Annotated in this window: 22 protein-coding genes; 18 read left to right on the forward strand and 4 right to left on the reverse strand. The window is 60.4% G+C overall.

Annotation, left to right across the window (positions count from 1 at the left end; all coding sequences use genetic code 11):
* Position 1: 1 nt before the first annotated feature.
* Positions 2-883: an LpxI family protein gene (locus tag FHT76_RS34220; RefSeq protein WP_183864182.1), complete on the forward strand. Its 882-nt coding sequence runs from the start codon at positions 2-4 to the stop codon at positions 881-883.
* Positions 880-2,061 (forward strand): lipid-A-disaccharide synthase, encoded by a 1,182-nt coding sequence (gene lpxB, locus FHT76_RS34225; RefSeq protein WP_183864183.1) that lies wholly within the window; start codon positions 880-882, stop codon positions 2,059-2,061. The genes FHT76_RS34220 and lpxB overlap by 4 nt, the downstream gene beginning before the upstream one ends.
* A 30-nt stretch (positions 2,062-2,091) precedes the next feature.
* Here the strand turns inward: lpxB and gltA are convergent, their stop codons facing one another.
* Entirely contained in the window at positions 2,092-3,381 is a 1,290-nt protein-coding gene (gltA, locus tag FHT76_RS34230) for a citrate synthase (protein WP_016553835.1), read from the reverse strand.
* Positions 3,382-3,674: 293 nt separating this feature from the next.
* On the opposite strand from gltA, the gene FHT76_RS34235 reads away from it, so the two are divergent.
* Positions 3,675-6,128 (forward strand): ComEC/Rec2 family competence protein, encoded by a 2,454-nt coding sequence (locus FHT76_RS34235; RefSeq protein WP_405049525.1) that lies wholly within the window; start codon positions 3,675-3,677, stop codon positions 6,126-6,128.
* On the opposite strand, the gene lexA is transcribed toward FHT76_RS34235, so the two are convergent.
* Positions 6,109-6,825 (reverse strand): transcriptional repressor LexA, encoded by a 717-nt coding sequence (lexA, locus tag FHT76_RS34240; RefSeq protein WP_016553836.1) that lies wholly within the window; start codon positions 6,823-6,825, stop codon positions 6,109-6,111. The two genes, FHT76_RS34235 and lexA, sit on opposite strands and share 20 nt — an antisense overlap.
* A gap of 200 nt (positions 6,826-7,025) precedes the next feature.
* Here lexA and FHT76_RS34245 point away from each other — a divergent pair, with 200 nt between their 5' ends.
* The 15 genes from FHT76_RS34245 to FHT76_RS34315 all read left to right on the forward strand — a co-directional run bounded on the left by FHT76_RS34245 (position 7,026) and on the right by FHT76_RS34315 (position 19,992).
* On the forward strand, positions 7,026-7,910 hold the full coding sequence (locus FHT76_RS34245; RefSeq protein ID WP_259129710.1) for a VOC family protein: 885 nt from the start codon (positions 7,026-7,028) through the stop codon (positions 7,908-7,910).
* Positions 7,907-8,749, forward strand: coding sequence for a 3-deoxy-8-phosphooctulonate synthase (gene kdsA, locus FHT76_RS34250; RefSeq protein WP_183864186.1), 843 nt, complete (start codon positions 7,907-7,909; stop codon positions 8,747-8,749). The genes FHT76_RS34245 and kdsA overlap by 4 nt, the downstream gene beginning before the upstream one ends.
* 141 nt (positions 8,750-8,890) lie before the next feature.
* Positions 8,891-10,165 carry a phosphopyruvate hydratase gene (gene eno, locus FHT76_RS34255; RefSeq protein ID WP_037127725.1) on the forward strand — a complete coding sequence of 425 codons (1,275 nt, stop codon included), beginning with the start codon at positions 8,891-8,893 and terminating at the stop codon, positions 10,163-10,165.
* A 141-nt stretch (positions 10,166-10,306) separates the two neighbouring features.
* The gene (locus tag FHT76_RS34260; RefSeq protein WP_007532419.1) at positions 10,307-10,627 is read left to right on the forward strand and encodes a septum formation initiator family protein; all 321 of its coding nucleotides are present in this window, start codon (positions 10,307-10,309) and stop codon (positions 10,625-10,627) included.
* 146 nt (positions 10,628-10,773) lie between these two features.
* Positions 10,774-11,820, forward strand: coding sequence for a pyruvate dehydrogenase (acetyl-transferring) E1 component subunit alpha (pdhA, locus tag FHT76_RS34265; protein ID WP_016553840.1), 1,047 nt, complete (start codon positions 10,774-10,776; stop codon positions 11,818-11,820).
* 17 nt (positions 11,821-11,837) lie between these two features.
* Positions 11,838-13,217, forward strand: coding sequence for a pyruvate dehydrogenase complex E1 component subunit beta (locus FHT76_RS34270; RefSeq protein ID WP_259129716.1), 1,380 nt, complete (start codon positions 11,838-11,840; stop codon positions 13,215-13,217).
* Between the two features lie 18 nt (positions 13,218-13,235).
* Entirely contained in the window at positions 13,236-14,576 is a 1,341-nt protein-coding gene (locus FHT76_RS34275; RefSeq protein WP_259129719.1) for a pyruvate dehydrogenase complex dihydrolipoamide acetyltransferase, read from the forward strand.
* A 19-nt stretch (positions 14,577-14,595) separates the two neighbouring features.
* Entirely contained in the window at positions 14,596-15,237 is a 642-nt protein-coding gene (locus FHT76_RS34280) for an SGNH/GDSL hydrolase family protein (protein WP_183756927.1), read from the forward strand.
* Between the two features lie 2 nt (positions 15,238-15,239).
* Positions 15,240-15,821, forward strand: coding sequence for a GNAT family N-acetyltransferase (locus FHT76_RS34285; RefSeq protein WP_259186318.1), 582 nt, complete (start codon positions 15,240-15,242; stop codon positions 15,819-15,821).
* Positions 15,822-15,836: 15 nt separating this feature from the next.
* Complete coding sequence (gene lpdA, locus FHT76_RS34290; RefSeq protein ID WP_183864190.1) at positions 15,837-17,282, forward strand: dihydrolipoyl dehydrogenase; 1,446 nt, start codon at positions 15,837-15,839, stop codon at positions 17,280-17,282.
* Positions 17,283-17,358: 76 nt separating this feature from the next.
* Positions 17,359-17,613, forward strand: a complete 255-nt coding sequence (locus FHT76_RS34295; protein ID WP_007790427.1) for a GlsB/YeaQ/YmgE family stress response membrane protein — start codon at positions 17,359-17,361, stop codon at positions 17,611-17,613.
* Between the two features lie 15 nt (positions 17,614-17,628).
* Positions 17,629-17,877, forward strand: a complete 249-nt coding sequence (locus FHT76_RS34300) for a GlsB/YeaQ/YmgE family stress response membrane protein (protein WP_183756923.1) — start codon at positions 17,629-17,631, stop codon at positions 17,875-17,877.
* Between the two features lie 40 nt (positions 17,878-17,917).
* Entirely contained in the window at positions 17,918-18,892 is a 975-nt protein-coding gene (gene lipA, locus FHT76_RS34305; protein WP_183864191.1) for a lipoyl synthase, read from the forward strand.
* A 74-nt stretch (positions 18,893-18,966) separates the two neighbouring features.
* Positions 18,967-19,539, forward strand: a complete 573-nt coding sequence (locus FHT76_RS34310; protein WP_183864192.1) for an AAA family ATPase — start codon at positions 18,967-18,969, stop codon at positions 19,537-19,539.
* Positions 19,540-19,548: 9 nt separating this feature from the next.
* On the forward strand, positions 19,549-19,992 hold the full coding sequence (locus tag FHT76_RS34315; protein ID WP_113363054.1) for a type II toxin-antitoxin system RatA family toxin: 444 nt from the start codon (positions 19,549-19,551) through the stop codon (positions 19,990-19,992).
* Here the strand turns inward: FHT76_RS34315 and FHT76_RS34320 are convergent.
* Both FHT76_RS34320 and FHT76_RS34325 read right to left on the reverse strand, forming a co-directional pair.
* The gene (locus tag FHT76_RS34320; RefSeq protein WP_183864193.1) at positions 19,983-20,483 is read right to left on the reverse strand and encodes a CinA family protein; all 501 of its coding nucleotides are present in this window, start codon (positions 20,481-20,483) and stop codon (positions 19,983-19,985) included. The genes FHT76_RS34315 and FHT76_RS34320 overlap by 10 nt on opposite strands.
* A gap of 1 nt (position 20,484) precedes the next feature.
* Entirely contained in the window at positions 20,485-21,696 is a 1,212-nt protein-coding gene (locus tag FHT76_RS34325) for a bifunctional 2-C-methyl-D-erythritol 4-phosphate cytidylyltransferase/2-C-methyl-D-erythritol 2,4-cyclodiphosphate synthase (protein ID WP_183864194.1), read from the reverse strand.
* Between the last annotated feature and the right edge of the window lie 82 nt (positions 21,697-21,778).

Below are 21,778 nucleotides of genomic sequence, written 5' to 3' on the forward strand. Positions count from 1 at the left end.
CTTGGCTCTCGCGGGTGACATGGCAAAAGGCCGCTTGGCAATCATCGCAGGCAGCGGTCTTCTGCCGTCCTATGTTGCTACGGCCGCGCGCCAGGCAGGTGAAGATCCCTTCATTATCGCGCTGAAAGATGAAGCGGACCGCTCCTGGGATGGCTTTGATCACGCGGTGATCGGCGTCGGTGACTTCGCTGCTCTCAGTCGGATATTCGCGAGCAACGGCGTAGATCGAGTCGTCATGTCGGGAGGCGTGCGCCGGCGTCCGGAGTGGCGTGAGGTCCGCCCGACGCTGAAAACGATCGTGAAATTGCCGTCGACGGTCCGCACGCTGCTCGCTGGTGGCGACGATGCCGTATTGCGCATGGTCATTACCTTGATCGAGGGGAACGGACGCCGCGTCGTCGGCGCGCATGAGATCGCACCACACCTCCTTGCGACCGTCGGTCCGTTGGGCGCAGTGCGACCGGGACCTGATGATCGAAGAGATATCGCGCGCGCCGCGGAAGCGGCCGATGCGCTTGGCAGGCTGGATGTCGGGCAAGGGGCGGTTTCAGTTGGCGGCCGCATTGTTGCGCTCGAGGGCGTCGAAGGCACGGACAGCATGCTGGACCGTGTCGCTGACCTGCGATCAGCCGGGCGCATTTCTGCGCGTCGCCGCGGCGTACTGGTCAAACTCTGCAAACCTCAGCAAGATATCCGCGCGGATCTGCCATCGATCGGCATTTCGACGATCGAGAACCTGAAAAGGGCGGGCCTGGCGGGCGTTGCTGTCGAGGCGGGTCGCTCGCTCATCCTGGAGCGTGACGCTGTCATCAAGGCTGCGGATGAGGCCGGTATTTTCGTGTGCGGACTGGATAGAGGTTTGCCATCCTGGGGGCTAGCGTGAGCGATGCGTCGCTAAAAGTTGCCATCGTTGTTGGAGAGGTCTCGGGTGACCTTCTGGGGGCGGATCTGATCGCCGCCCTGAAACGACAGTTTCCGGGCGGTGTAGATCTCGTCGGCGTTGGCGGCGAGGGGCTCGAGACGCAGGGCCTGCGCTCGCTTTTCGATTTCTCTGAACTGCAGGTGATGGGCATCACGCAAGTACTGTCGACGTTGCCAAGGCTCGTCCGGCGTATTGGCGAGACGGCGTCGGCAATCATCGCGGCAAAACCCGACGTGCTCGTTATCGTCGACAGTCCGGATTTCACGCATAGGGTTGCAAAGCGGGTCCGCAGGGCGCTGCCCGGCTTGCCTGTTGTCAATTATGTTTGCCCGAGTGTTTGGGCATGGAAGGAATATCGCGCACAGCGCATGCTCGCCTATGTCGATCATGTGCTCGCTGTCTTGCCGTTCGAGCCTGAGGTGATGCGCAAACTGGGCGGGCCGCCGACGACCTATGTTGGCCACCGTTTGACGGCCGACCCAAACCTGTTGGACGCCCGACGCCGGCGTGCGCAGACCAAGCCACGGACACGGGCCGACCGCAAGACAGTGATGTTGCTGCCAGGCTCGCGCTCAAGCGAGATTACCAAGCTGCTGCCCCACTTTGGCGACGCCGTCACCGAGTTGGTGGCGCGCAACGGCGAGATGCGTTTCGTCTTGCCGACGATGCCGCGCCGCGAGGCCATGATCCGTGAGTTCGTCAAGGAGTGGACGACCAAGCCGGAGATCGTGGCCGGCGCCGAGGCGAAGTGGCAGGCGTTCACCGAAGCGGATGCCGCCATGGCGGCATCTGGGACCGTCGTGCTTGAGCTGGCGCTGACCGGCGTCCCGTGTGTTTCGGCGTACAAGACGGACTGGATCATCAAGCTCATGACCAGCCAGATCAAAACCTGGAGCGCGGCCCTTCCGAACCTGATCGCCGACTACGCCGTTGTGCCCGAGTATATCAACGACGTGGTGCGAGGCGGCAGCTTTGCGCGCTGGATGGAGAAGCTGTCGGTGGACACCTTGCCACGGCAGGCGATGATGGAAGGGTTTGACGTTCTCTGGCAGAGAATGCAGACCGAAAAGCCGCCGGGGGAACATGCGGCCGAAATCGTCCTCGATGTCCTTCAAAAGAAAAAGCCCGGCCATTCCTGACCGGGCTTCTTTGCTATCTGTGATCGCTGATTAGCGCTTGGAAACAGGCACGTAATCGCGTTGCGGCTCACCGACATAGAGCTGACGCGGGCGACCGATGCGCTGTTCCGGATCCTCGATCATTTCGTTCCACTGGGCAATCCAGCCGACCGTACGGGCGAGAGCAAACAGCACGGTGAACATGGTCGTGGGAAAGCCCAGAGCCTTCAGCGTGATGCCGGAGTAGAAGTCGATGTTCGGATAGAGCTTCTTCTCGATGAAGTACTCGTCAGTCAGTGCAATGCGCTCGAGTTCCATCGCCACTTCGAGCAGCGGATCGTCCTTGACGCCCAGCTCGCCGAGAACTTCATGCGTCGTCTTCTGCATGATCTTGGCGCGCGGATCGTAGTTCTTGTAAACGCGGTGACCGAAGCCCATCAGGCGGAACGGATCGTTCTTATCCTTGGCGCGGGCGATGTATTCCGGAATGCGGTCAACGGTGCCGATTTCGGTCAACATGTTCAGCGCTGCTTCGTTGGCGCCGCCGTGAGCCGGGCCCCAGAGGCATGCAATGCCGGCTGCGATGCAGGCAAACGGGTTCGCGCCCGACGAGCCGGCAAGGCGGACGGTCGAGGTCGAGGCGTTCTGCTCGTGGTCGGCGTGCAGGATGAAGATGCGGTCCATTGCTCGCGAGAGCACCGGATTAACGACATATTCCTCACAGGGAACTGCAAAGCACATGCGCAGGAAGTTCGAGGCGTAGTCGAGATCGTTCTTCGGGTAAACGAAGGGCTGGCCGATGTGATACTTGTAGGCCATGGCGGCGAGTGTCGGCATCTTGGCGATCATGCGCAGGCTTGCCACCATGCGCTGATGCGGATCCGTGATGTCGGTCGAGTCATGGTAGAAGGCGGACAGCGCGCCGACACAGCCGCACATGACAGCCATCGGATGCGCATCGCGGCGGAAGCCCGTAAAGAACCGGCTCATCTGTTCATGCACCATCGTGTGATGCGTGACGCGATAGTCGAAATCCTTCTTCTGGGCAGCGGTCGGCAGTTCGCCGTAGAGAAGCAGATAGCAGACTTCGAGGAAGTCGCCGTGCTCGGCAAGCTGTTCGATCGGATAGCCGCGATGCAATAGCACACCGGCGTCGCCGTCGATGTAGGTGATTTTCGATTCACAGGATGCGGTCGAGGTGAAACCAGGATCGTAAGTGAAGGAAGCCGTGTTCTTGTAGAGGGCGCCGATATCGATGACATCAGGACCGATCGTGCCGCTCTTGACGGCGAGATCGACTGATTTGTCACCGATTTTCAGTGTTGCGCTTTGTTCCGTCATTCTGATCCTCCAAACTGGCGGGTGGCGCCATAAAAGCGCCATAGGGTTAAGCGTCGTCGATGATTGCTATATGATCGCGCGCCTAATGCCAAGTTACCGTGATGCCATTTTGTGCATCGCAGTATCAACTTTTGGGCACTGCTGCGATGAGCCCTGCGCATAGCAGAAGCCGATGATAATCCTTGGCTTTTCAGCGTTCAGATTTTCCTTCAGATTTCAATCGATTATTATTGCCCGACGCCTCGATAGCTTGCATTGTGGTTGCAAGGGCGGCTGTTTTTTGGCGCAAATGCATGCCGGGGTTGAAGCCATTTGAAGTAACGAAGGCCGTGCCTGCCGCGGATGCTTCCGCGCGTGCAGCGGAGCCGTCTCTCCTGTTGAATCGATCGGCCGCCAAGCTGTTGCCGGCCATGCGCACGCAGTCCTCCATCGCGTGGCCGACACGGATCAAAGCTGCGACACGGGACTGGGCTTCATGGCTCCAAGGTTCCGCGACAGCGGAGATGGAACATGGACGGTTGTTTCTGTTCTCGCCGGTCTTCCTCGGAGCCGGCGCCGTCCTCTGGTTCGAACTCGCAAGTGACCCTCCCACGATGCGCTTGATGGCATGGGTTGTTGTGTTGGCACCTGTTGCAATGGCGGCGGGCCAAGGGCGTCCGTTTGTCCGGAGTTCAGCACTGGCCGGCTTGCTTTGCGTCGCGGGAATGCTTTCGGCCCAATACGAAACGCGGAGCAGGGCGACCGTCATACTGGATACGCCCGTCACCACAACGATCACTGGTCGGGTCGAGCGTCGGGAGGGGGATGGCGCGGGTCGTTGGCGCTATATCCTCTCCATTTCCGCCACTCAGTCGCCTCAGATTAGGCGGCCGCCAGACCGGGTTTCAGTCGTCGCGCGTGGGCAGAAAGAACCGTTCGAAATCGGGGAGTGGTTGACGGGACGGGCACGATTGACCCCGCCTGCGGGACCGGCGCTGCCTGGGCTCAACGACTTCGCCTTCAGCGCCTATTTCGACGAGATTGGCGCGAACGGTTTCTTTTATGGTTCGCCAAGCGTTTCAATGCCGCCAGCGGTCGGCACACCATCGATTTCGGAGCGCGGAGCCAACTGGCTGGATGGTCTTCGAAGCGGAATTGGAGACCGCATCCGTGGAATCCTGCCGGGCGACACCGGCGCCTTTGCGGCGTCGCTTGTCACCGACGAGCGGCGCGCGATCTCGCGGGAAACCACCGACGCGCTGCGACAGGCGGGTCTGGCGCATATCGTGGCAATCTCCGGTCTCAACATGGCGCTCTCCGCGGGTATCTTCTTCGTCGGCCTACGCCAACTGCTGAGCCTGTTTCCATCCGTTACGCAGGCGTACCCGACCAAGAAGATTGCAGCTGCTGGCGCGCTCGTCGCCCTGACAGCCTATTACATGATCTCGGGCTTTGCGGTCTCGGCAGAGCGAGCCTTCATCATGATGGCGATCATGCTGGCCGCTGTATTCTTCGACAGGCCGTCAATCAGTCTGCGCAACATTGCCCTATCGGCTTGGGTGATTCTGCTCTTGTCTCCATCCGAGGCGCTAGGCGCGAGCTTCCAGATGTCATTTGCGGCGACTCTTGCGCTGGTTGCCGGTTATGCGATGTGGTCGAAGCGAGCCGCGCGCGAACATCCCTTGCTGCAAGTCAGGGCAGTGAAGCCCGTAGTTTTTGTCGCACGCTTCTTTGCTGGCATCCTCCTTTCCTCAATGATCGGAGGCTTCTCGACCGCGCTCTTTGCAGTCGAACATTTCCATCGGCTCAGCGCTTATGGATTGCCCGCAAATCTCATGGCCATGCCGGTAATCTCCTTCGTGGTGATGCCTATGGGCATGTTCGCGATGCTGCTGACGCCGTTTGGCCTCGATATCGTTCCCTGGAAAATCGCCGGCTTCGGGCTCGAAATTGTGATCGCCATTGCAAAGATGGTCTCGGGATGGGGCGGCAACGTCGATATCGGCCGATTGCCGGTTTGGTACTTTCCTGTCGCCGTCGCAGGCTTCCTCGTGCTTGCGCTTCTGCGCACCAGACTGCGGTACCTCGGCGCTGTTGCGATCGCGTTGGCAACTCTGCTCGTTGTGCTCGCGCCGTCCAGACCGGCGCCAGATTTCATCATTGCCGAGGATGGCGGTCTCGTCGCGATTGTCGACAATCAGGTTATTGCTTCCAACCGGACGCGCCCACCCGACTTCATTTTCGACCAATGGCGAAGGGCTCTGGTTGCGGAGCAAGCCCGGCCGCCGCTCCTGATAGAGGGTGTCAAACCAGTCCGCCGGCGAGACGGCGACGGCAAGCCTCGGAGGCTCTCGGCCGACGAATTGCATAACGCTCGCAACGCGTTGCGGCAGGTCGTTGCGAGAGGCGTTGAGAACCGTTTCGTCTGCCTGAAAGGCGCTTGGTGCACAGCGGCGCACGACAGCGGCTACGTTCTGACGATCATCGAAGATCCCGCCTACGTCGGCGCTGCCTGCGACACCGCCGACATCGTCGTTACGCCCGCTCGTCTGCGCGCAAACGAATGCCGGTCAGGTGCATTGTTGTTCACGGGCGAAACCTTGCGCCGCTCGGGTGCGGCAGAGATACGAATAGACGAACAGGGAACGCCTGTCGTGACGACGGCCTATACGACACTTGACCGGCCCTGGATGCGGCATCGGGCATACAATTGGCGAAGCGGCACCTTCGACGGAGAGCCGCCTGTCTTTAGTGATAGCGGCGAATGAGGCCGACCAGCTTGCCCTGAACCTTGACGCGATCGGGTCCGAAAATACGCGTTTCATAAGCCGGGTTCGCAGCTTCAAGCGCGATCGAAGCGCCCTTGCGGCGGAAGCGCTTGAGGGTTGCTTCCTCGTCATCGACAAGTGCGACAACAATGTCGCCGGCGTTGGCGGTGCTGCCGTTGCGGATAATCACCGTATCGCCGTCGAAGATGCCGGCCTCGATCATCGAGTCTCCCTTCACCTCGAGCGCATAATGCTCGCCTGGGCCAAGCATGTCGGCCGGAACCGTGATGTCGTGCGTATTGTTCTGGATTGCAGAAATTGGCACGCCTGCAGCGATCCGCCCCATAACAGGTACAGAGGCCGAATTGCCATTGTCCGCATGCGCGGCCGGCTTTGGCGGCGCCACCGGTTGAGGTTTGCCAAGGCTGCCCTCGATCACGCTCGGCGAGAAACCGCGGCGCGGCTGGAGACTGGGATTATATGCCTCTGGCAGCTTGATGACCTCCAAAGCGCGGGCTCGATTCGGCAGTCGGCGAATGAAGCCGCGTTCTTCCAGCGCCGTAATCAGGCGGTGGATGCCCGACTTCGACGCGAGATCGAGAGCGTCCTTCATTTCGTCGAAAGATGGGGGGACACCGGACTCCTTCATTCGTTCGTGAATGAAGAGAAGAAGCTCCTGTTGCTTGCGCGTCAGCATCGAAGTTGAACCCCAGAGTTGTGAAACAAAGCCAGAACAGACACTATATGTTCCATATGTGTTCTGCAAGTACCTAAATTTTCGTAAAACTTGCCTGCAACTTGTTCAGTTTTTGCGTCGCTTTTGAGTGAATGCGGAGAAGGGGGTTGCATTGTTCTCTTGCCCGGCGCACATCTTCGCAAATCCCCGGGGAGTTTGCCATGAGCGAAGCACATCCGCTGGACCACATTGTGCTGCCGGTGTCCAACATCAGGCTTGCGCGCGAGCGCCTCGGAATGCTGGGATTCACCGTCGCGCCAGATGCGCGGCACCCGTTCGGAACAGAGAACGCCTGTATCTTCTTCGCCGACGAAACTTATCTGGAGCCGCTGGGCGTCGCCAGCCTCGAACTGCACGAGGCGTCGGCGAGGAAGGGCAACGTCTTCACCGCGCGTGACCGTGCCTTTCGGTTTCGATGCGGCGAGGATGGACTGTCCGCAGTTGTCTTCGCGACGGGGGACGCCGACCGCGACCACGCTAGATTCCTTGCGGAGAAGATCAACGGCGGTGAGATGCTGCAGTTCGAGCGGCCGATGAAGATGCCCGACGGCTCGGAAGCCATTGCTGCATTCAAACTCGCGTTCGCAGTTGACCTGCGCGCACCTGATTTCTTTTTTTTCACCTGCCAGAGGGTCAATCCGCTGCCTGCCGATCGAAGGGCGCTGCAAGTGCACCCAAATGGCGTGGGCGGGATCGCGGAGATCGTTCTTGGCGCGCCGGACCCAAAGGCGTTTGCGCCATTTGTGCGCGCCGCGGCGCACGGCCTGACGGTGATCAACGAGGCCTTTGGTGTGAGTGTTGCAACGCCCAACGCCAGGATCATCGTTCTGTCCCCCGATGGACTGGATGCCTACTTCGATATTTCTGCACCCTCAGACGATCGCGGCCTGCGCGGCGTTGCCGTTGTTTTCAAGGTCGGTGATCTCGCCGTGACAGAAGCGCATTTGGCTGCTAACGGGATGACCTACACGCGCAAGAACAATCGAATTCTGGTGAAGGCAGCGCCCGGGCAGGGTGCGCTCTTCGCCTTCGAGGAGAAACGATGAGCCAGACAAATTCCGAAGTCGCGGTCGGCGAAGGCGCCGGCCGCGTCACCTTTTCGAATACCGGCAAGCTGTCGCTGATTGCCGGACCGTGTCAGATGGAGAGCCGCGAGCATGCGTTCATGGTCGCCGGTGTATTGAAGGAGCTTTGCGACAAGCTTGGTATCGGCCTTGTCTACAAGTCCTCCTTTGACAAGGCGAACCGGACATCGCTCTCCGCTCAGCGCGGCATCGGCCTTGATAAGGCGCTGGAGGTTTTTTCCGACCTCAAGAAGGAATACGGTTTTCCTGTCCTGACCGACATCCATACCGAGGAGCAGTGCACCGAGGTGGCGACGGTCGTCGACGTCCTGCAGATCCCGGCCTTTCTCAGTCGCCAGACAGACCTGCTGGTCGCAGCCGCCAAAACCGGTCGCACAATCAACGTCAAGAAGGGCCAGTTCCTTGCCCCTTGGGATATGAAGAATGTCTTGAACAAGCTCAATTCCAGCGGCAACCCGAATATCCTGCTTTGCGAGCGCGGCGCTTCCTTCGGCTACAACACGCTGGTCTCCGATATGCGCTCGCTGCCGATCATGGCGGCGATGGGCGCCCCTGTTGTTTTCGACGCCACCCATTCGGTGCAGCAGCCCGGAGGGCAGGGTGGTTCCAGCGGCGGTCAGCGCGAGTTCGTGGAGACGCTGGCGCGCGCGGCCGTTGCCGTCGGTGTGGCAGGTGTGTTCGTCGAAACGCACGAAGATCCTGACAACGCGCCGTCTGACGGTCCGAACATGGTCTATCTCAAGGACATGCCGAGGCTTCTCGAAAAGCTCCTGGCCTTCGACGCGATCGCGAAAAGCTGACGTTCAAAAGACTGACATGTTCGTGTAATAGGCCACGCACGAATATCGCTGCGAAGCATGCGCAAAGCGCCATTGTAATTTGCGCATCTTCGATTAAGACGGATTTCAAACGATTTATCCACCCTCAAGCAGGAAAAGCCGATGACCGCAATTACCGACATTATCGCCCGCGAGATTCTCGACAGCCGTGGCAACCCCACCGTCGAAGTCGATGTCTATCTGGAAGATGGCAGCATGGGCCGCGCGGCGGTTCCGTCGGGCGCGTCGACCGGCGCGCATGAAGCCGTCGAAGTTCGCGACGGTGGCAAGCGCTACCTCGGCAAGGGTGTCGAAAAGGCTGTCGAAGCCGCCAACACGGAAATCTTCGACGCCATCGGCGGCATCGATGCCGAAAACCAGATCCAGATCGACAACATCATGATCGAGCTGGACGGCACGCCGAACAAGTCGCGCCTCGGCGCCAACGCCATCCTCGGCGTATCGCTCGCTGTTGCCAAGGCCGCTGCCCAGGCTGCCGGACTGCCGCTCTACCGCTACGTCGGTGGCGCTAGCGCCCACCTCCTGCCGGTTCCGATGATGAACATCATCAACGGCGGCGCGCATGCCGATAATCCGATCGACTTCCAGGAGTTCATGATCCTTCCGGTTGGCGCTGATTCCATCCGCGAAGCCGTTCGCATGGGCTCGGAAGTTTTCCACGTCCTCAAGAAGGAACTGTCGGCTCAGGGTCACAACACCAATGTTGGCGACGAAGGCGGTTTCGCGCCGGGCCTGAAGAGCGCCCCTGAAGCCCTCGACTTCATCATGAAGTCGATCGAGAAAGCCGGCTACAAGCCGGGTGACGATATCTGCCTTGGCCTCGATTGCGCCTCGACCGAATTCTTCAAGGACGGTAAGTATGTCCTCGAAGGCGAAGGCCGAACGCTGGAGCCGGGGGCCATGGCCGAATACCTCGCTCAGCTCGCTGCCCAGTATCCGATCATCTCAATCGAAGACGGCATGGCCGAAGACGATTGGGACGGCTGGAAGGCTCTGACCGATCTCGCTGGCAAGAAGGTCCAGCTGGTCGGCGACGATCTCTTCGTCACCAACTCGGCTCGCCTGCGCGACGGTATCAAGATGGGCGTCGCCAACTCGATCCTCATCAAGGTCAACCAGATCGGCTCGCTGACGGAAACGCTCGATGCCGTCAACACCGCGCACAAGGCAGCCTACACCGCGGTCATGTCGCACCGTTCGGGCGAAACCGAAGATTCGACGATCGCTGACCTCGCGGTTGCCACCAACTGCGGTCAGATCAAGACCGGCTCGCTGTCGCGCTCGGATCGCCTCGCAAAGTACAACCAGCTGATCCGCATCGAAGAAGGTCTTGGCCCGCAGGCCCGCTATGCCGGCCGCTCGATCATCCGCGGTTAATTGCGCCTGATTTTAACCACTTCGACCCGCGCCTTCGAAAGGCGCGGGTTTTTTCTTGCCTGATTTTTCATAGTCAACGGACAGTTAATCTCTGCCCGGTAGTCTTGAGCGCATCGAGGTAATGCGTTCGAGCGTGCGTTTATGTGGACAAAGCATCACAAGAAGAAAAAGATCGGTCGTTTCGTGGTTCCAGCCATGACGGTCGCGTTTCTTTCCTACTTCGGCTATCATTGCATCCATGGTGATTACGGTCTGCGGGCAACCGAAGGGTTCGAGCGCCAGCGGATAGCGCGTGAGAGGGAGTTGGCGGTTCTGAAAGGCAAGCGCGAGCATCTCGAAAAGCAGGTCGCGCTGCTGAGTGACGGTTCGATGGACAAGGATATGCTGGACGAGAAAGCGCGTCTTCAGCTGAATGTTTCTCGTGCCGATGAGATCGTCATATTCAATCACTATTCCAATTAACTGGAATTCAGTTAATTCAAATAAAGCATTATTTATCAGTGACTTGCTGATGAATACGAGCCATGCATTTATGGCATTGCTGTGGCGAAATTTCTTCCCTATGGTACGCCCAACCAAAGAACCGACAAACCCATAGGGAGGGTTGAATGGCGCCGCGAAAAACCGCGACCGTTTCCAGCCGTAAAACGAGCGCAAAGCCGGCAAACAAGGCCACCAATGGTGGTCCTGTTGCCGATTTCACGCGTGATGAAGAGCTCAGCGCTTATCGCGATATGCTGCTGATCCGCCGCTTCGAAGAGAAGGCCGGCCAGCTTTACGGCATGGGCTTCATTGGCGGTTTCTGTCACCTTTATATCGGCCAGGAAGCTGTCGTCGTCGGCATGCAGATGGCGCAGAAGGAAGGCGATCAGGTCATCACGGCCTATCGTGATCACGGCCACATGCTGGCAACCGGCATGAGCGCGCGTGGCGTCATGGCCGAGCTGACCGGCCGCCGCAGCGGTTATTCGCACGGCAAGGGTGGCTCGATGCACATGTTCTCGAAAGAGAAGCATTTCTACGGCGGTCACGGCATCGTCGGCGCTCAGGTCTCGCTCGGAACAGGTCTTGCCTTTGCAAACCGGTATCGCGGCAACGACAGCGTTTCCGTCGCTTACTTCGGTGACGGCGCTGCGAACCAGGGCCAGGTCTACGAGAGCTTCAACATGGCTGCTCTCTGGAAACTTCCGATTATCTACATCGTCGAAAACAACCGCTACGCCATGGGTACCTCGACCGCTCGCGCAACCGCGCAGTCGAACTACTCGCTCCGCGGTTCCGGCTTCGGCATCCCCGGCATTCAGGTCGACGGCATGGATGTCCGCGCGGTCAAGGCTGCAGCCGACGAAGCCCTCGAGCATTGCCGCTCCGGCAAGGGCCCGATCATCCTCGAAATGCTGACCTATCGTTATCGTGGTCACTCCATGTCCGACCCGGCGAAGTACCGCACCAAGGAAGAAGTGCAGAAGATGCGTTCGGAGCAGGATCCGATCGAGCAGGTGCGTGCGCGCCTGCTGGAGAAGGGTTGGGCCTCGGAAGACGATCTCAAGGCGATCGACAAGGACGTCCGCGATATCGTTGCCGACAGCGCAGACTTCGCCCAGTCCGATCCCGAGCCGGATGCATCCGAGCTCTACACTGACATTCTGCTCTAATCGGGGAGGGACGACCCATGCCAATCGATATTCTCATGCCCGCCCTCTCTCCGACGATGGAAGAGGGCACACTTTCCAAGTGGCTCAAGCAGGAAGGCGACACCGTCAAGTCTGGTGACGTGATCGCCGAAATCGAAACCGACAAGGCGACGATGGAAGTTGAAGCCGTTGACGAAGGCGTCATCGGTAAGCTGCTGGTTCCGGCCGGCACCGAAAACGTGAAGGTCAATGCCAAGATCGCAGTCCTGCTTCAGGACGGTGAATCGGCATCCGACATCTCGACTGCACCTGCTGCTCAGCCCGCACCTGCCGCAGCCGCACCGCAGGCGGAAGAAAAGCCTGCCGCCGCTGCTCCGGTTCCGGCCGAGCCGAAGGCCGCTGTGCCAAACGATCCGGAAATTCCGGCCGGCACCGAAATGGTCTCCATGACCGTTCGCGAAGCGCTTCGCGATGCCATGGCCGAAGAAATGCGCGCTGACGACAGCGTCTTCGTCATGGGCGAGGAAGTTGCCGAATATCAGGGCGCCTACAAGGTCACCCAGGGTCTTCTGCAGGAATTCGGCGCTCGCCGCGTCATCGACACCCCGATCACCGAGCACGGCTTTGCCGGCGTCGGTGTCGGTGCCGCAATGTCCGGTCTGAAGCCGATCGTCGAGTTCATGACCTTCAACTTCGCCATGCAGGCGATCGACCAGATCATCAACTCTGCCGCCAAGACGCTCTACATGTCCGGCGGTCAGATGGGTGCTCCGATCGTGTTTCGTGGCCCGAATGGTGCGGCTGCCCGCGTCGGCGCCCAGCACAGCCAGGACTACTCGGCCTGGTACAGCCAGATCCCGGGCCTCAAGGTCGTCATGCCCTATACGGCATCCGACGCAAAGGGCCTGCTCAAGGCCGCCATCCGCGATCCGAACCCGGTCGTCTTCCTCGAAAACGAAATCCTCTACGGTCAGCACTTCGACGTGCCGAAGCTCGATAATTTCGTTCTCCCGATCGGCAAGGCCCGCATTCATCGTCCGGGCAAGGACGTCACGATCGTCTCCTTCGGCATCGGCATGACCTATGCCACCAAGGCGGTCGCCGAACTCGAGAAGATCGGCATCGACGCCGAGCTGATCGACCTGCGCACGCTGCGCCCGATGGACCTTCCGACCGTGATCGAATCGGTCAGGAAGACCGGCCGCCTCGTCACCGTCGAGGAAGGCTATCCGCAGAACTCAGTCGGTACCGAAATCGCCACCCGCGTCATGCAGCAGGCCTTCGATTATCTCGATGCGCCGGTTCTCACGATCGCCGGCAAGGACGTTCCGATGCCTTACGCCGCAAACCTCGAAAAGCTCGCTTTGCCGAGCGTCGACGAAGTCGTGCAGGCCGTGAAGGCCGTCTGCTACAAGTAACAAGGGGAGGGTATTTCGATGCCTATCAACATCACGATGCCTGCCCTTTCTCCGACGATGGAAGAAGGCAATCTGGCCAAGTGGCTCGTCAAGGAAGGCGACACGGTAAAGTCAGGCGACATCATTGCGGAAATCGAAACCGACAAGGCGACGATGGAAGTCGAAGCCGTCGATGAGGGCACGGTTGCCAAGATCGTTGTTCCTGCCGGCACGGAAGGCGTCAAGGTCAATGCCTTGATCGCCGTTCTTGCTGCCGATGGTGAAGACGTATCCGCTGCCGCAAGCGGTGCGGGCTCTGCTGCTCCGGCGCCGAAGGCTGCTGAAGCTCCGAAGGCGGAAGCAGCACCGGCCGCCCCGGCTCCGGCTGCTGCCGCACCGGCTCCGGCCGCGGCGCCTGCTACCGTTTCCGCTGGCGGCAATCGCACATTCTCCTCGCCGCTCGCTCGTCGTCTGGCGAAGGACGCGGGGATCGACCTGTCCGCAATTGCGGGCTCCGGCCCGCATGGCCGCGTCGTTAAGAGCGACGTTGAAGCCGCCGTTGCAGGTGGTGGCGCCAAGGCGGCCCCGGCTGCCGCTGCGCCGCAGGCTGCTGCACAGGCTCCGGCCGCTGCCCCGAAGGGTGCTTCCGACGAGACCGTGCTCAAGCTCTTCGAACCGGGCTCCTACGAACTCGTGCCGCATGACGGCATGCGCAAGGTCATCGCCAAGCGTCTCGTCGAGTCCAAGCAGACCGTGCCGCACTTCTACGTCACGGTGGATTGCGAGCTCGACGCGCTGATGTCTCTGCGTGCCCAGCTCAACGACGCTGCACCCCGCAAGGATGGTGCGCCGTCCTACAAGTTGTCGGTCAACGACATGGTCATCAAGGCTATGGCGCTGGCTCTGCGCGATGTTCCGGATGCAAACGTCTCCTGGACTGAAACCAACATGGTCAAGCACAAGCACGCCGACGTCGGTGTTGCTGTCTCGATCCCTGGCGGCCTGATCACCCCGATCATCCGCAAGGCCGAGGAGAAGACCCTGTCGGCGATCTCCAACGAGATGCGCGACCTCGGCAAGCGCGCCAAGGACCGCAAGCTGAAGCCGGAAGAGTTCCAGGGCGGCACCTCGTCGGTCTCCAACATGGGCATGATGGGCGTGAAGCAGTTCGCAGCCGTCATCAACCCGCCGCATGCAACGATCCTCGCGGTCGGCGCAGGCGAGCAGCGCCCGGTGGTCAAGAACGGTCAGCTGGCTGTCGCAACCGTGATGACCGTCACGCTGTCGACCGACCATCGCTGCGTCGATGGCGCGCTGGGTGCGGAGCTGCTGCAGGCGTTCAAGGGCTACATCGAGAACCCGATGGGCATGCTTGTCTGAGACAACGGCGGAGGCGGAAATGACGAAGACCGTTCTTTGCTATGGTGACTCGCTGACCTGGGGCTATGACGCCGATACGATCGGACGTCATGCCTACAAGGATCGTTGGCCAAGTGCGCTTCAGGCGGCACTCGGCAACGAAGTGCGGATCATCGCCGAAGGATTGAACGGGCGAACCACCGCCTTCGATGACCATCTCGCCGACTGCGACCGGAACGGCGCACGCATTCTGCCAACGATTCTGCAGAGCCATGCGCCGCTTGATCTCGTCATTTTGCTGCTCGGTACCAACGACATGAAGCCCGTCGTGGCGGGGTCGGCCTTTGCCGCCTGCCAGGGCATCGCCCGGCTGGTGCGGTTGATCCGTAACCACGCTTGGCCCTTCGAATTCGATGGACCGGACATCCTGATCGTGGCACCGCCGAAGATCCGCGACACGGCGAATGTGCCCTTTGCGGCGTCGTTCGTCGGCGGCATCGAGGAATCGGCAATGCTGCCGACCCTCTATCGCGACCTCGCGGACGAGCTCGGATGCGGCTTCTTTGACGGCAATTCGGTGGCGAAGACGACACCGGTCGATGGCATTCACCTCGATGCGGACAATACCCGCGCTCTCGGGCGCGGCATGGAATCGACTGTGCGGATGATGCTGGGGCTTTGAGCATGGGATCCTTCGTCTCGCTTCGTCCTGCGACGCGGGAAGATGCGACGGAGCTGGCTATGCTCACGGATATCGCATCGCATGGGTTTGCTTCCTGGCTGTGGCTCTCTGAGCTCGGAAACGGCGGCTGCGATACGCCGATGGAGCGAGGACGGCAGAAGCTGAGCGGAGACCAGGGGCAGGGCAACTGGAGCGACGCGGTGATTGCCGAAGCCTATGGCGAGATCGCGGGAGCGGCGATCGGCTACGGCCTCGACGAAGGCATACGGAATATTGAGGCGGACCGCCCGGCGCTGAAGCCGGTCATCGATCTGCAGAAAATGGTGTTGGGAAGCTGGTTTATCGGAACGCTGGGTGTCTACAGCCATTTGCGAGGCATCGGGATCGGTCGACGGCTTCTTAGTGATCAGATTGAGCGGGCGGGAAGCGCCCCGGTCAGCCTGATTACTGCAGGTTACAACGAAGCGGCTCTGTCGCTTTACAAGAAGAATGGATTTTCGGAAGCGGCGCGAGCGAATGCCGTGGCCTTCTTCGAAAACGGCAGGAAACACGAGTGGGTGCTTCTCACCCGCGACGCCCGATAACAAAGGCAGGAAAACATGGCTGAGAATTACGACGTCATCATCATCGGTTCGGGCCCCGGCGGCTATGTCGCCGCCGTGCGCGCCAGCCAGCTTGGCCTCAAGACCGCGATCGTCGAACGCGAGCATCTGGGCGGCATCTGCCTCAACTGGGGCTGTATCCCCACCAAGGCGCTGCTGCGCTCGGCCGAGGTTCTCGACCATGCCAATCACGCCAAGGATTACGGCCTCGTGTTGGAAGGCAAGATGACTGCCGACGTCAAGGCTGTCGTCGCCCGCTCGCGCGGCGTGTCGGCACGGCTGAACGGCGGCGTCGGCTTCCTGATGAAGAAGAACAAGGTCGACGTGATCTGGGGCGAAGCCAAGATCACCAAACCCGGCGAAATCGTCGTCGGCAAGTCCTCCAAACCCGTCGTCGAGCCGCAGAACCCGGTTCCGAAGAACATCAAGGGTGAGGGCACCTATAACGCCAAGCACATCATCATCGCCACGGGCGCACGCCCGCGCGCGCTGCCGGGCATCGAGCCCGATGGCAAGCTGATCTGGACCTATTTCGAGGCGATGAAGCCGGCGGCCCTACCGAAGTCGCTGATCGTCATGGGCTCTGGCGCCATCGGCATCGAGTTCGCCAGCTTCTATCGCTCGATGGGCGTCGACGTCACCGTTGTCGAGGTCATGCCGACGATCATGCCGGTCGAGGACGTCGAAGTCACGGCGATCGCCCGCAAGCAGCTCGAGAAGCGCGGCATGAAGATCCTGACCAGCGCCAAGGTCACCAAGATCGAAAAGGCTGCCGACAGCCTGACGGCGCATGTCGAGACGGCTGACGGCAAGGTCCAGCAAATCACCGCCGACCGTATGATCTCGGCCGTCGGCGTGCAGGGCAATATTGAAAACCTCGGTCTCGAGGCCGTCGGCGTCAAGACCGACCGCGGCTGCGTCGTCATCGACGGCTACGGCAAGACCAATATCGCGGGCATCTACGCCATCGGCGACGTCGCCGGCCCGCCGATGCTCGCCCACAAGGCAGAGCATGAGGGTGTCGTCTGCGTCGAAAAGATCGCCGGCCTCCCGAACGTTCACCCGACGGACAAGGGCAAGGTCCCCGGCTGCACCTATTGCCACCCGCAGGTAGCCTCCGTCGGCCTGACCGAAGCCAAGGCCAAGGAATTGGGCCGTGACATCCGCGTCGGCCGCTTCTCCTTTGCCGCCAATGGCAAGGCGATCGCGCTTGGCGAGGACCAGGGTCTCTGCAAGGTGATCTTCGACAAGAAGACCGGCGAACTGCTCGGTGCGCACATGGTCGGCGCCGAAGTCACCGAACTCATCCAGGGCTTCGTCGTCGCCATGAACCTGGAGACGACCGAAGAAGAATTGATGCACACCATCTTCCCGCATCCGACGGTTTCCGAAACCATGAAGGAAGCGGTTCTGGACGCTTATGGTCGTGTGCTGAACGCTTGATAGTTTCCTTTTCCGCTCTCTATGACGGATTGGATCCCATCCGATCCCGGACTGGAAAAAGCGAAAGGAAATCATCATGTCTATGGGTACGCAGGCACTGCTTATCTTTCTCCTGATCGGCCTGGTGGCGGGGTTCCTCGCCAGTCTGGTCGTCGGAGGAGGCGGATTGATACGGTGCCTGCTGAGCGGCATTATCGGCGCGTTCGTCGGAGGCTTTCTCTTCAACGCGCTCGGCATATCGCTCGGTATCGACAATGCGTTGGTGGTGCAGATCATTCACGCGACGGTCGGGGCCATCATCGTGGTTCTGATTGCAAGGGCGATAGCGTAAAGGGGCGAGGGCAGGATGGAAGGCGTAGGTTGGATTGCCACGGTCATCATCGGGGGCTTGGCGGGGTGGCTCGCGGGCATTCTGATGGGCATACGTTTCGGCGTTCTGATGAACATTATCATCGGCATAGTGGGCGCGGTCATCGCCAGTGCGATCTTTACCCGCGCCGGGATCTATGTCGCCAGCGGTTGGCTGGGTTACCTTGTGACGGGTTTCATAGGCTCTTGTATCTTGCTATTTCTGGCAAAACTCGTCAGACGCTGACGAAAGAGGCCGCTTCCGGCGGTTTGAAGGCAGGTTATTGATGGTAACTATTCTCGACAGGATGAATCCAGACGCTGAAAAGCGCGTGCGGCACCCGGAAAAGGCCCATCGGCCCGATCAGGAAGTCATGCGCAAGCCGGATTGGATCCGCGTCAAGGCACCGACCTCCAAGGGATACGCGGAAACGCGCTCGATCGTGAAGGAGCACAAGCTCGTCACCGTCTGCGAGGAAGCCGGCTGCCCCAATATCGGCGAGTGCTGGGACAAGAAGCACGCGACTTTCATGATCATGGGCGAGATCTGTACGCGCGCCTGTGCCTTCTGCAATGTCTCGACTGGCAAGCCGAATGCACTCGATATGGCCGAGCCCGAGAACGTCGCAAAGGCCGTCAAGCAGATGGGCCTCAGCCATGTGGTCATCACGTCGGTTGACCGCGACGACTTGGAGGACGGTGGTGCCGAACATTTCGAAAAGGTGATCTGGGCGATCCGTGCAGCGTCGCCGACGACCACCATCGAGATCCTGACACCTGACTTCCTGAAGAAACCCGGCGCCCTCGAGCGCGTCGTTGCCGCCAAGCCCGACGTGTTCAATCACAACATGGAGACGGTCGCCGGCAACTACCTGACGGTCCGCCCCGGGGCCCGCTATTTCCACTCCATCCGCCTGCTGCAGCGCGTGAAGGAGCTGGACCCTACCATGTTCACCAAATCAGGCATCATGGTCGGCCTCGGCGAAGAGCGAAACGAAGTGTTGCAGCTGATGGACGACCTGCGGACCGCCGACGTCGACTTTCTGACGATCGGCCAATACCTGCAGCCGTCCCGCAAGCATCACAGGGTCATGAGCTTTGTCACACCCGACGAGTTCAAATCCTACGAGACGGTTGCCTACACCAAGGGCTTCCTGATGGTGGCTTCGAGCCCGCTGACCCGTTCGTCGCATCATGCCGGCGATGATTTCGCGCGCCTGAAGGCCGCACGCGAGAAAAAGCTGCTGATCGCAGCGGAATAATCAACGAGCGCTTGCATTTTTCGAAAGCCGCGGCGATTTTCCCCGCGGCTTTTTGTTTGCGGAGGCGACGAGAAATGCCGGCTTACATCTACGATACGCGGAAAGCCGCCAATGTACTCCGGCAGTCCGCGCGCATCATGATCATCGGCTGCTCCGGGGGCGGCAAAAGTACCTTGTCGCGGAAGATCAGCCGCAGGCTCGATCTTCCCTATTTCTCCATGGATAGGGAGTTCTTCTGGCTGCCGGGATGGGTCAAGCGCTCGAAGGACGAAGAGCGCCGCCTGATCACCGAGGTTGTCGCTGGCGAACGGTGGCTGATGGACGGAACCGGCCCATCGACTTTCGATCTTCGCGTCCCGCGCGTAGAGTTCGTTGTCTGGGTGCGAATGCCGCGCTGGCTTTGCCTCTGGGGTATCTGCAAGCGCGCATTCTTCCATTTCGGCAGAACGCGGCCGGACATGGCGCCCGGATGCCTGGAGCGCCTGCCGGACCGGGAATTCCTGACGTACATCTGGACCTTCGAGAAGCAGTTCGCGCCTCTTGTGATCGCGGGATTAGACAAGCACGGGCGAGATGTCCCGGTTTTTCAGCTGAAAAGCCGGCGGGAGGTGAACCATCTTCTTGATCTTCTCGGCGCTCCCACTTAACTGCCGGTCATGCCTCAGTTCGAAACGCATCGCCCCGTCCCGCATTCTGCCGATCAGATGTTCGACCTCGTCGCCGACGTCGAGCACTATCCGCAATTCCTTCCGCTCTGCGAGGCGCTGAGCATTCGCAGTCGCAAGGAGCGTGACGGCAAGGTTCTGCTGATCGCCGATATGACAGTCGGTTACAAGGCGATTCGCGAGACTTTCACGACGCAGGTGCTTTTGAACCGGGCCGAACGCGTCATCGAGGTCAAATATATCGACGGGCCATTCCGTTATCTCGACAATCGCTGGCGCTTCGAGGATACGGCTACGGGCAGCAACGTCCACTTCTTCATCGACTACGAGTTCAAGAGCCGCATCCTGGGCGCGGTCATGGGCTCGATGTTCGATCGCGCCTTCCGGATGTTCTCGGAAGCCTTCGAAACGCGGGCGACGAAGATCTACGGCTGAGCCAGTTCCCGGATCATGCTGAGCGCGGTTCTGACCGTCGCAAGCCGTACTTCAGCGCGACCGATGTCGCCATAGAGCATCTTCCGATGGATAAGGCCGCCCGCGCGCGACTTCGCGGCTAGGTGGACAAGGCCTACCGGCTTTTCAGCCGATCCACCGCCGGGCCCGGCAATTCCGGTGACAGCGACCGCAATGGCTGCGCGGGAGCGGAAGAGGGCCCCATGCACCATCTGCCGCGCCGTCTCTTCCGAGACTGCGCCGAACCGGATCAGCGTTTCCGCCTGCACGCCAAGCATCTCCATCTTGGCGGTATTCGTGTAGGTGACGAAACCTCTGTCCACGACAGCAGACGATCCTGAAATTTCAGTCAAGGCGCCGGCAATCAGCCCGCCGGTACAGGATTCCGCCATCGAGACCATCAGGCCCGAGGCTGCGAAGTCGCGAATGATTGCCTCTGCCTGCACGATGATATCGTCAGGGAAGATACTCATCTCAGGAGCTCCGATAGACGACCGTTGCGGTGGCGATCGCCGCGATACCCTCGCGCCGACCGACAAAGCCGATCGTCTCGTTCGTCGTTGCCTTCACCGAGCATCGGTCGATGGTGATGCCGAGAAACTCGGACAGTTTGGCGCGCATCTCGTCGCGATGCGGCCCGACCTTCGGCGCCTCTGCGATCAGCGACACGTCGGCGTTCATGATTGTGCCGCCGCGTTCCCGCACGATCTTGGCCGCGTGCTCGATGAAGATGCGAGACGGTGCACCCTTCCATTGCGGATCCGATGGTGGGAAATGATCGCCGATATCGCCCGCGCCACAAGTGGCAAGCAATGCATCGGTGAGGGCGTGCAGAGCCACGTCCGCATCGGAGTGGCCCTTGAGCTTTTGGTCGTGCGGAATGAACACGCCGCAGAGCGTTACGCCGTCGCCGGCCTCGAGCTGGTGGACGTCGTAACCGTTGCCGGTGCGCACATCCGGAAGTGCCTGTCCTGAAAGTTTGCTGTCTGCCATGGCGATGTCCCGTTTGACCGTCAGTTTTACATTGTCCGCCAGTCCCTCGATAATGCGCACCGGCAGGCTGGCCCATTCGGCAATGGCGGCGTCGTCGGTAAAATCGGTGAGGTTTGCGGCAGCCGCCTTCTCGTGGGCGGCGAGGATCGGCTCGAAGGCGAAGGACTGCGGCGTCTGCGCTGCGTAGAGGTGAGAGCGGGAAACGGTATCGAGTACCGTTCCGTCGAGATCAGCTCGCTTCAGCGTGTCGGAAACGGGCATGGCGGGGAGAATTGCCGGCACGCCCTCCGAGAGCAAGCCGGCGATGCGATCAAGAAGCGCATGATCGAAGAAAGGCCGCACGGCGTCGTGGATCAGAACATGCGAGAGGTTCTTGCCGCGCAAATGGCGCAGTCCCGCCAAAACGGATTGCTGTCGCGTTGCGCCGCCGTGAATAGCTTCGATCTGCGTGCCGGACTGGAGTTGAGCGGCGGCCTTGGCAAACAGGGCCTCGTCGTCGGGATGGATGACCACGACGATGTGGCGGGTAAGCTCCCAGCTGGCGAACTTTTCCAGTGTGTGCGTGATCACAGGCTTACCGCCAATCGCCCGATACTGCTTCGGGCCCTCTGCCGACGCGCCTGCGCGCTCGCCGCGTCCGGCCGCGACAACGACAACACCTATTGCTGGTTGCTTTTGATGCATTTGCGGCATAAATCCTCAAAGCGCGACTTTGCAGTCGGTGCTTAGCGGCTTGGCGCACCGAATTCCAGCATTTGCCCGAAAAATATCAATT

It is taken from the genome of Rhizobium sp. BK176 (assembly GCF_024808055.1).

Excerpts from the sequence above, each read along its gene's own strand:
- gltA (WP_016553835.1), bottom strand. The coding sequence starts at position 3,381 with ATGACGGAACAAAGCGCAACACTGAAAATCGGTGACAAATCAGTCGAT.
- FHT76_RS34235 (WP_405049525.1), top strand. The coding sequence starts at position 3,675 with ATGCCGGGGTTGAAGCCATTTGAAGTAACGAAGGCCGTGCCTGCCGCG.
- lexA (WP_016553836.1), bottom strand. The coding sequence starts at position 6,825 with ATGCTGACGCGCAAGCAACAGGAGCTTCTTCTCTTCATTCACGAACGA.
- FHT76_RS34245 (WP_259129710.1), top strand. The coding sequence starts at position 7,026 with ATGAGCGAAGCACATCCGCTGGACCACATTGTGCTGCCGGTGTCCAAC.
- kdsA (WP_183864186.1), top strand. The coding sequence starts at position 7,907 with ATGAGCCAGACAAATTCCGAAGTCGCGGTCGGCGAAGGCGCCGGCCGC.
- eno (WP_037127725.1), top strand. The coding sequence starts at position 8,891 with ATGACCGCAATTACCGACATTATCGCCCGCGAGATTCTCGACAGCCGT.
- FHT76_RS34260 (WP_007532419.1), top strand. The coding sequence starts at position 10,307 with ATGTGGACAAAGCATCACAAGAAGAAAAAGATCGGTCGTTTCGTGGTT.
- pdhA (WP_016553840.1), top strand. The coding sequence starts at position 10,774 with ATGGCGCCGCGAAAAACCGCGACCGTTTCCAGCCGTAAAACGAGCGCA.
- FHT76_RS34270 (WP_259129716.1), top strand. The coding sequence starts at position 11,838 with ATGCCAATCGATATTCTCATGCCCGCCCTCTCTCCGACGATGGAAGAG.
- FHT76_RS34275 (WP_259129719.1), top strand. The coding sequence starts at position 13,236 with ATGCCTATCAACATCACGATGCCTGCCCTTTCTCCGACGATGGAAGAA.
- FHT76_RS34280 (WP_183756927.1), top strand. The coding sequence starts at position 14,596 with ATGACGAAGACCGTTCTTTGCTATGGTGACTCGCTGACCTGGGGCTAT.
- FHT76_RS34285 (WP_259186318.1), top strand. The coding sequence starts at position 15,240 with ATGGGATCCTTCGTCTCGCTTCGTCCTGCGACGCGGGAAGATGCGACG.
- lpdA (WP_183864190.1), top strand. The coding sequence starts at position 15,837 with ATGGCTGAGAATTACGACGTCATCATCATCGGTTCGGGCCCCGGCGGC.
- FHT76_RS34295 (WP_007790427.1), top strand. The coding sequence starts at position 17,359 with ATGTCTATGGGTACGCAGGCACTGCTTATCTTTCTCCTGATCGGCCTG.
- FHT76_RS34300 (WP_183756923.1), top strand. The coding sequence starts at position 17,629 with ATGGAAGGCGTAGGTTGGATTGCCACGGTCATCATCGGGGGCTTGGCG.
- lipA (WP_183864191.1), top strand. The coding sequence starts at position 17,918 with ATGGTAACTATTCTCGACAGGATGAATCCAGACGCTGAAAAGCGCGTG.
- FHT76_RS34310 (WP_183864192.1), top strand. The coding sequence starts at position 18,967 with ATGCCGGCTTACATCTACGATACGCGGAAAGCCGCCAATGTACTCCGG.
- FHT76_RS34315 (WP_113363054.1), top strand. The coding sequence starts at position 19,549 with ATGCCTCAGTTCGAAACGCATCGCCCCGTCCCGCATTCTGCCGATCAG.
- FHT76_RS34320 (WP_183864193.1), bottom strand. The coding sequence starts at position 20,483 with ATGAGTATCTTCCCTGACGATATCATCGTGCAGGCAGAGGCAATCATT.
- FHT76_RS34325 (WP_183864194.1), bottom strand. The coding sequence starts at position 21,696 with ATGCCGCAAATGCATCAAAAGCAACCAGCAATAGGTGTTGTCGTTGTC.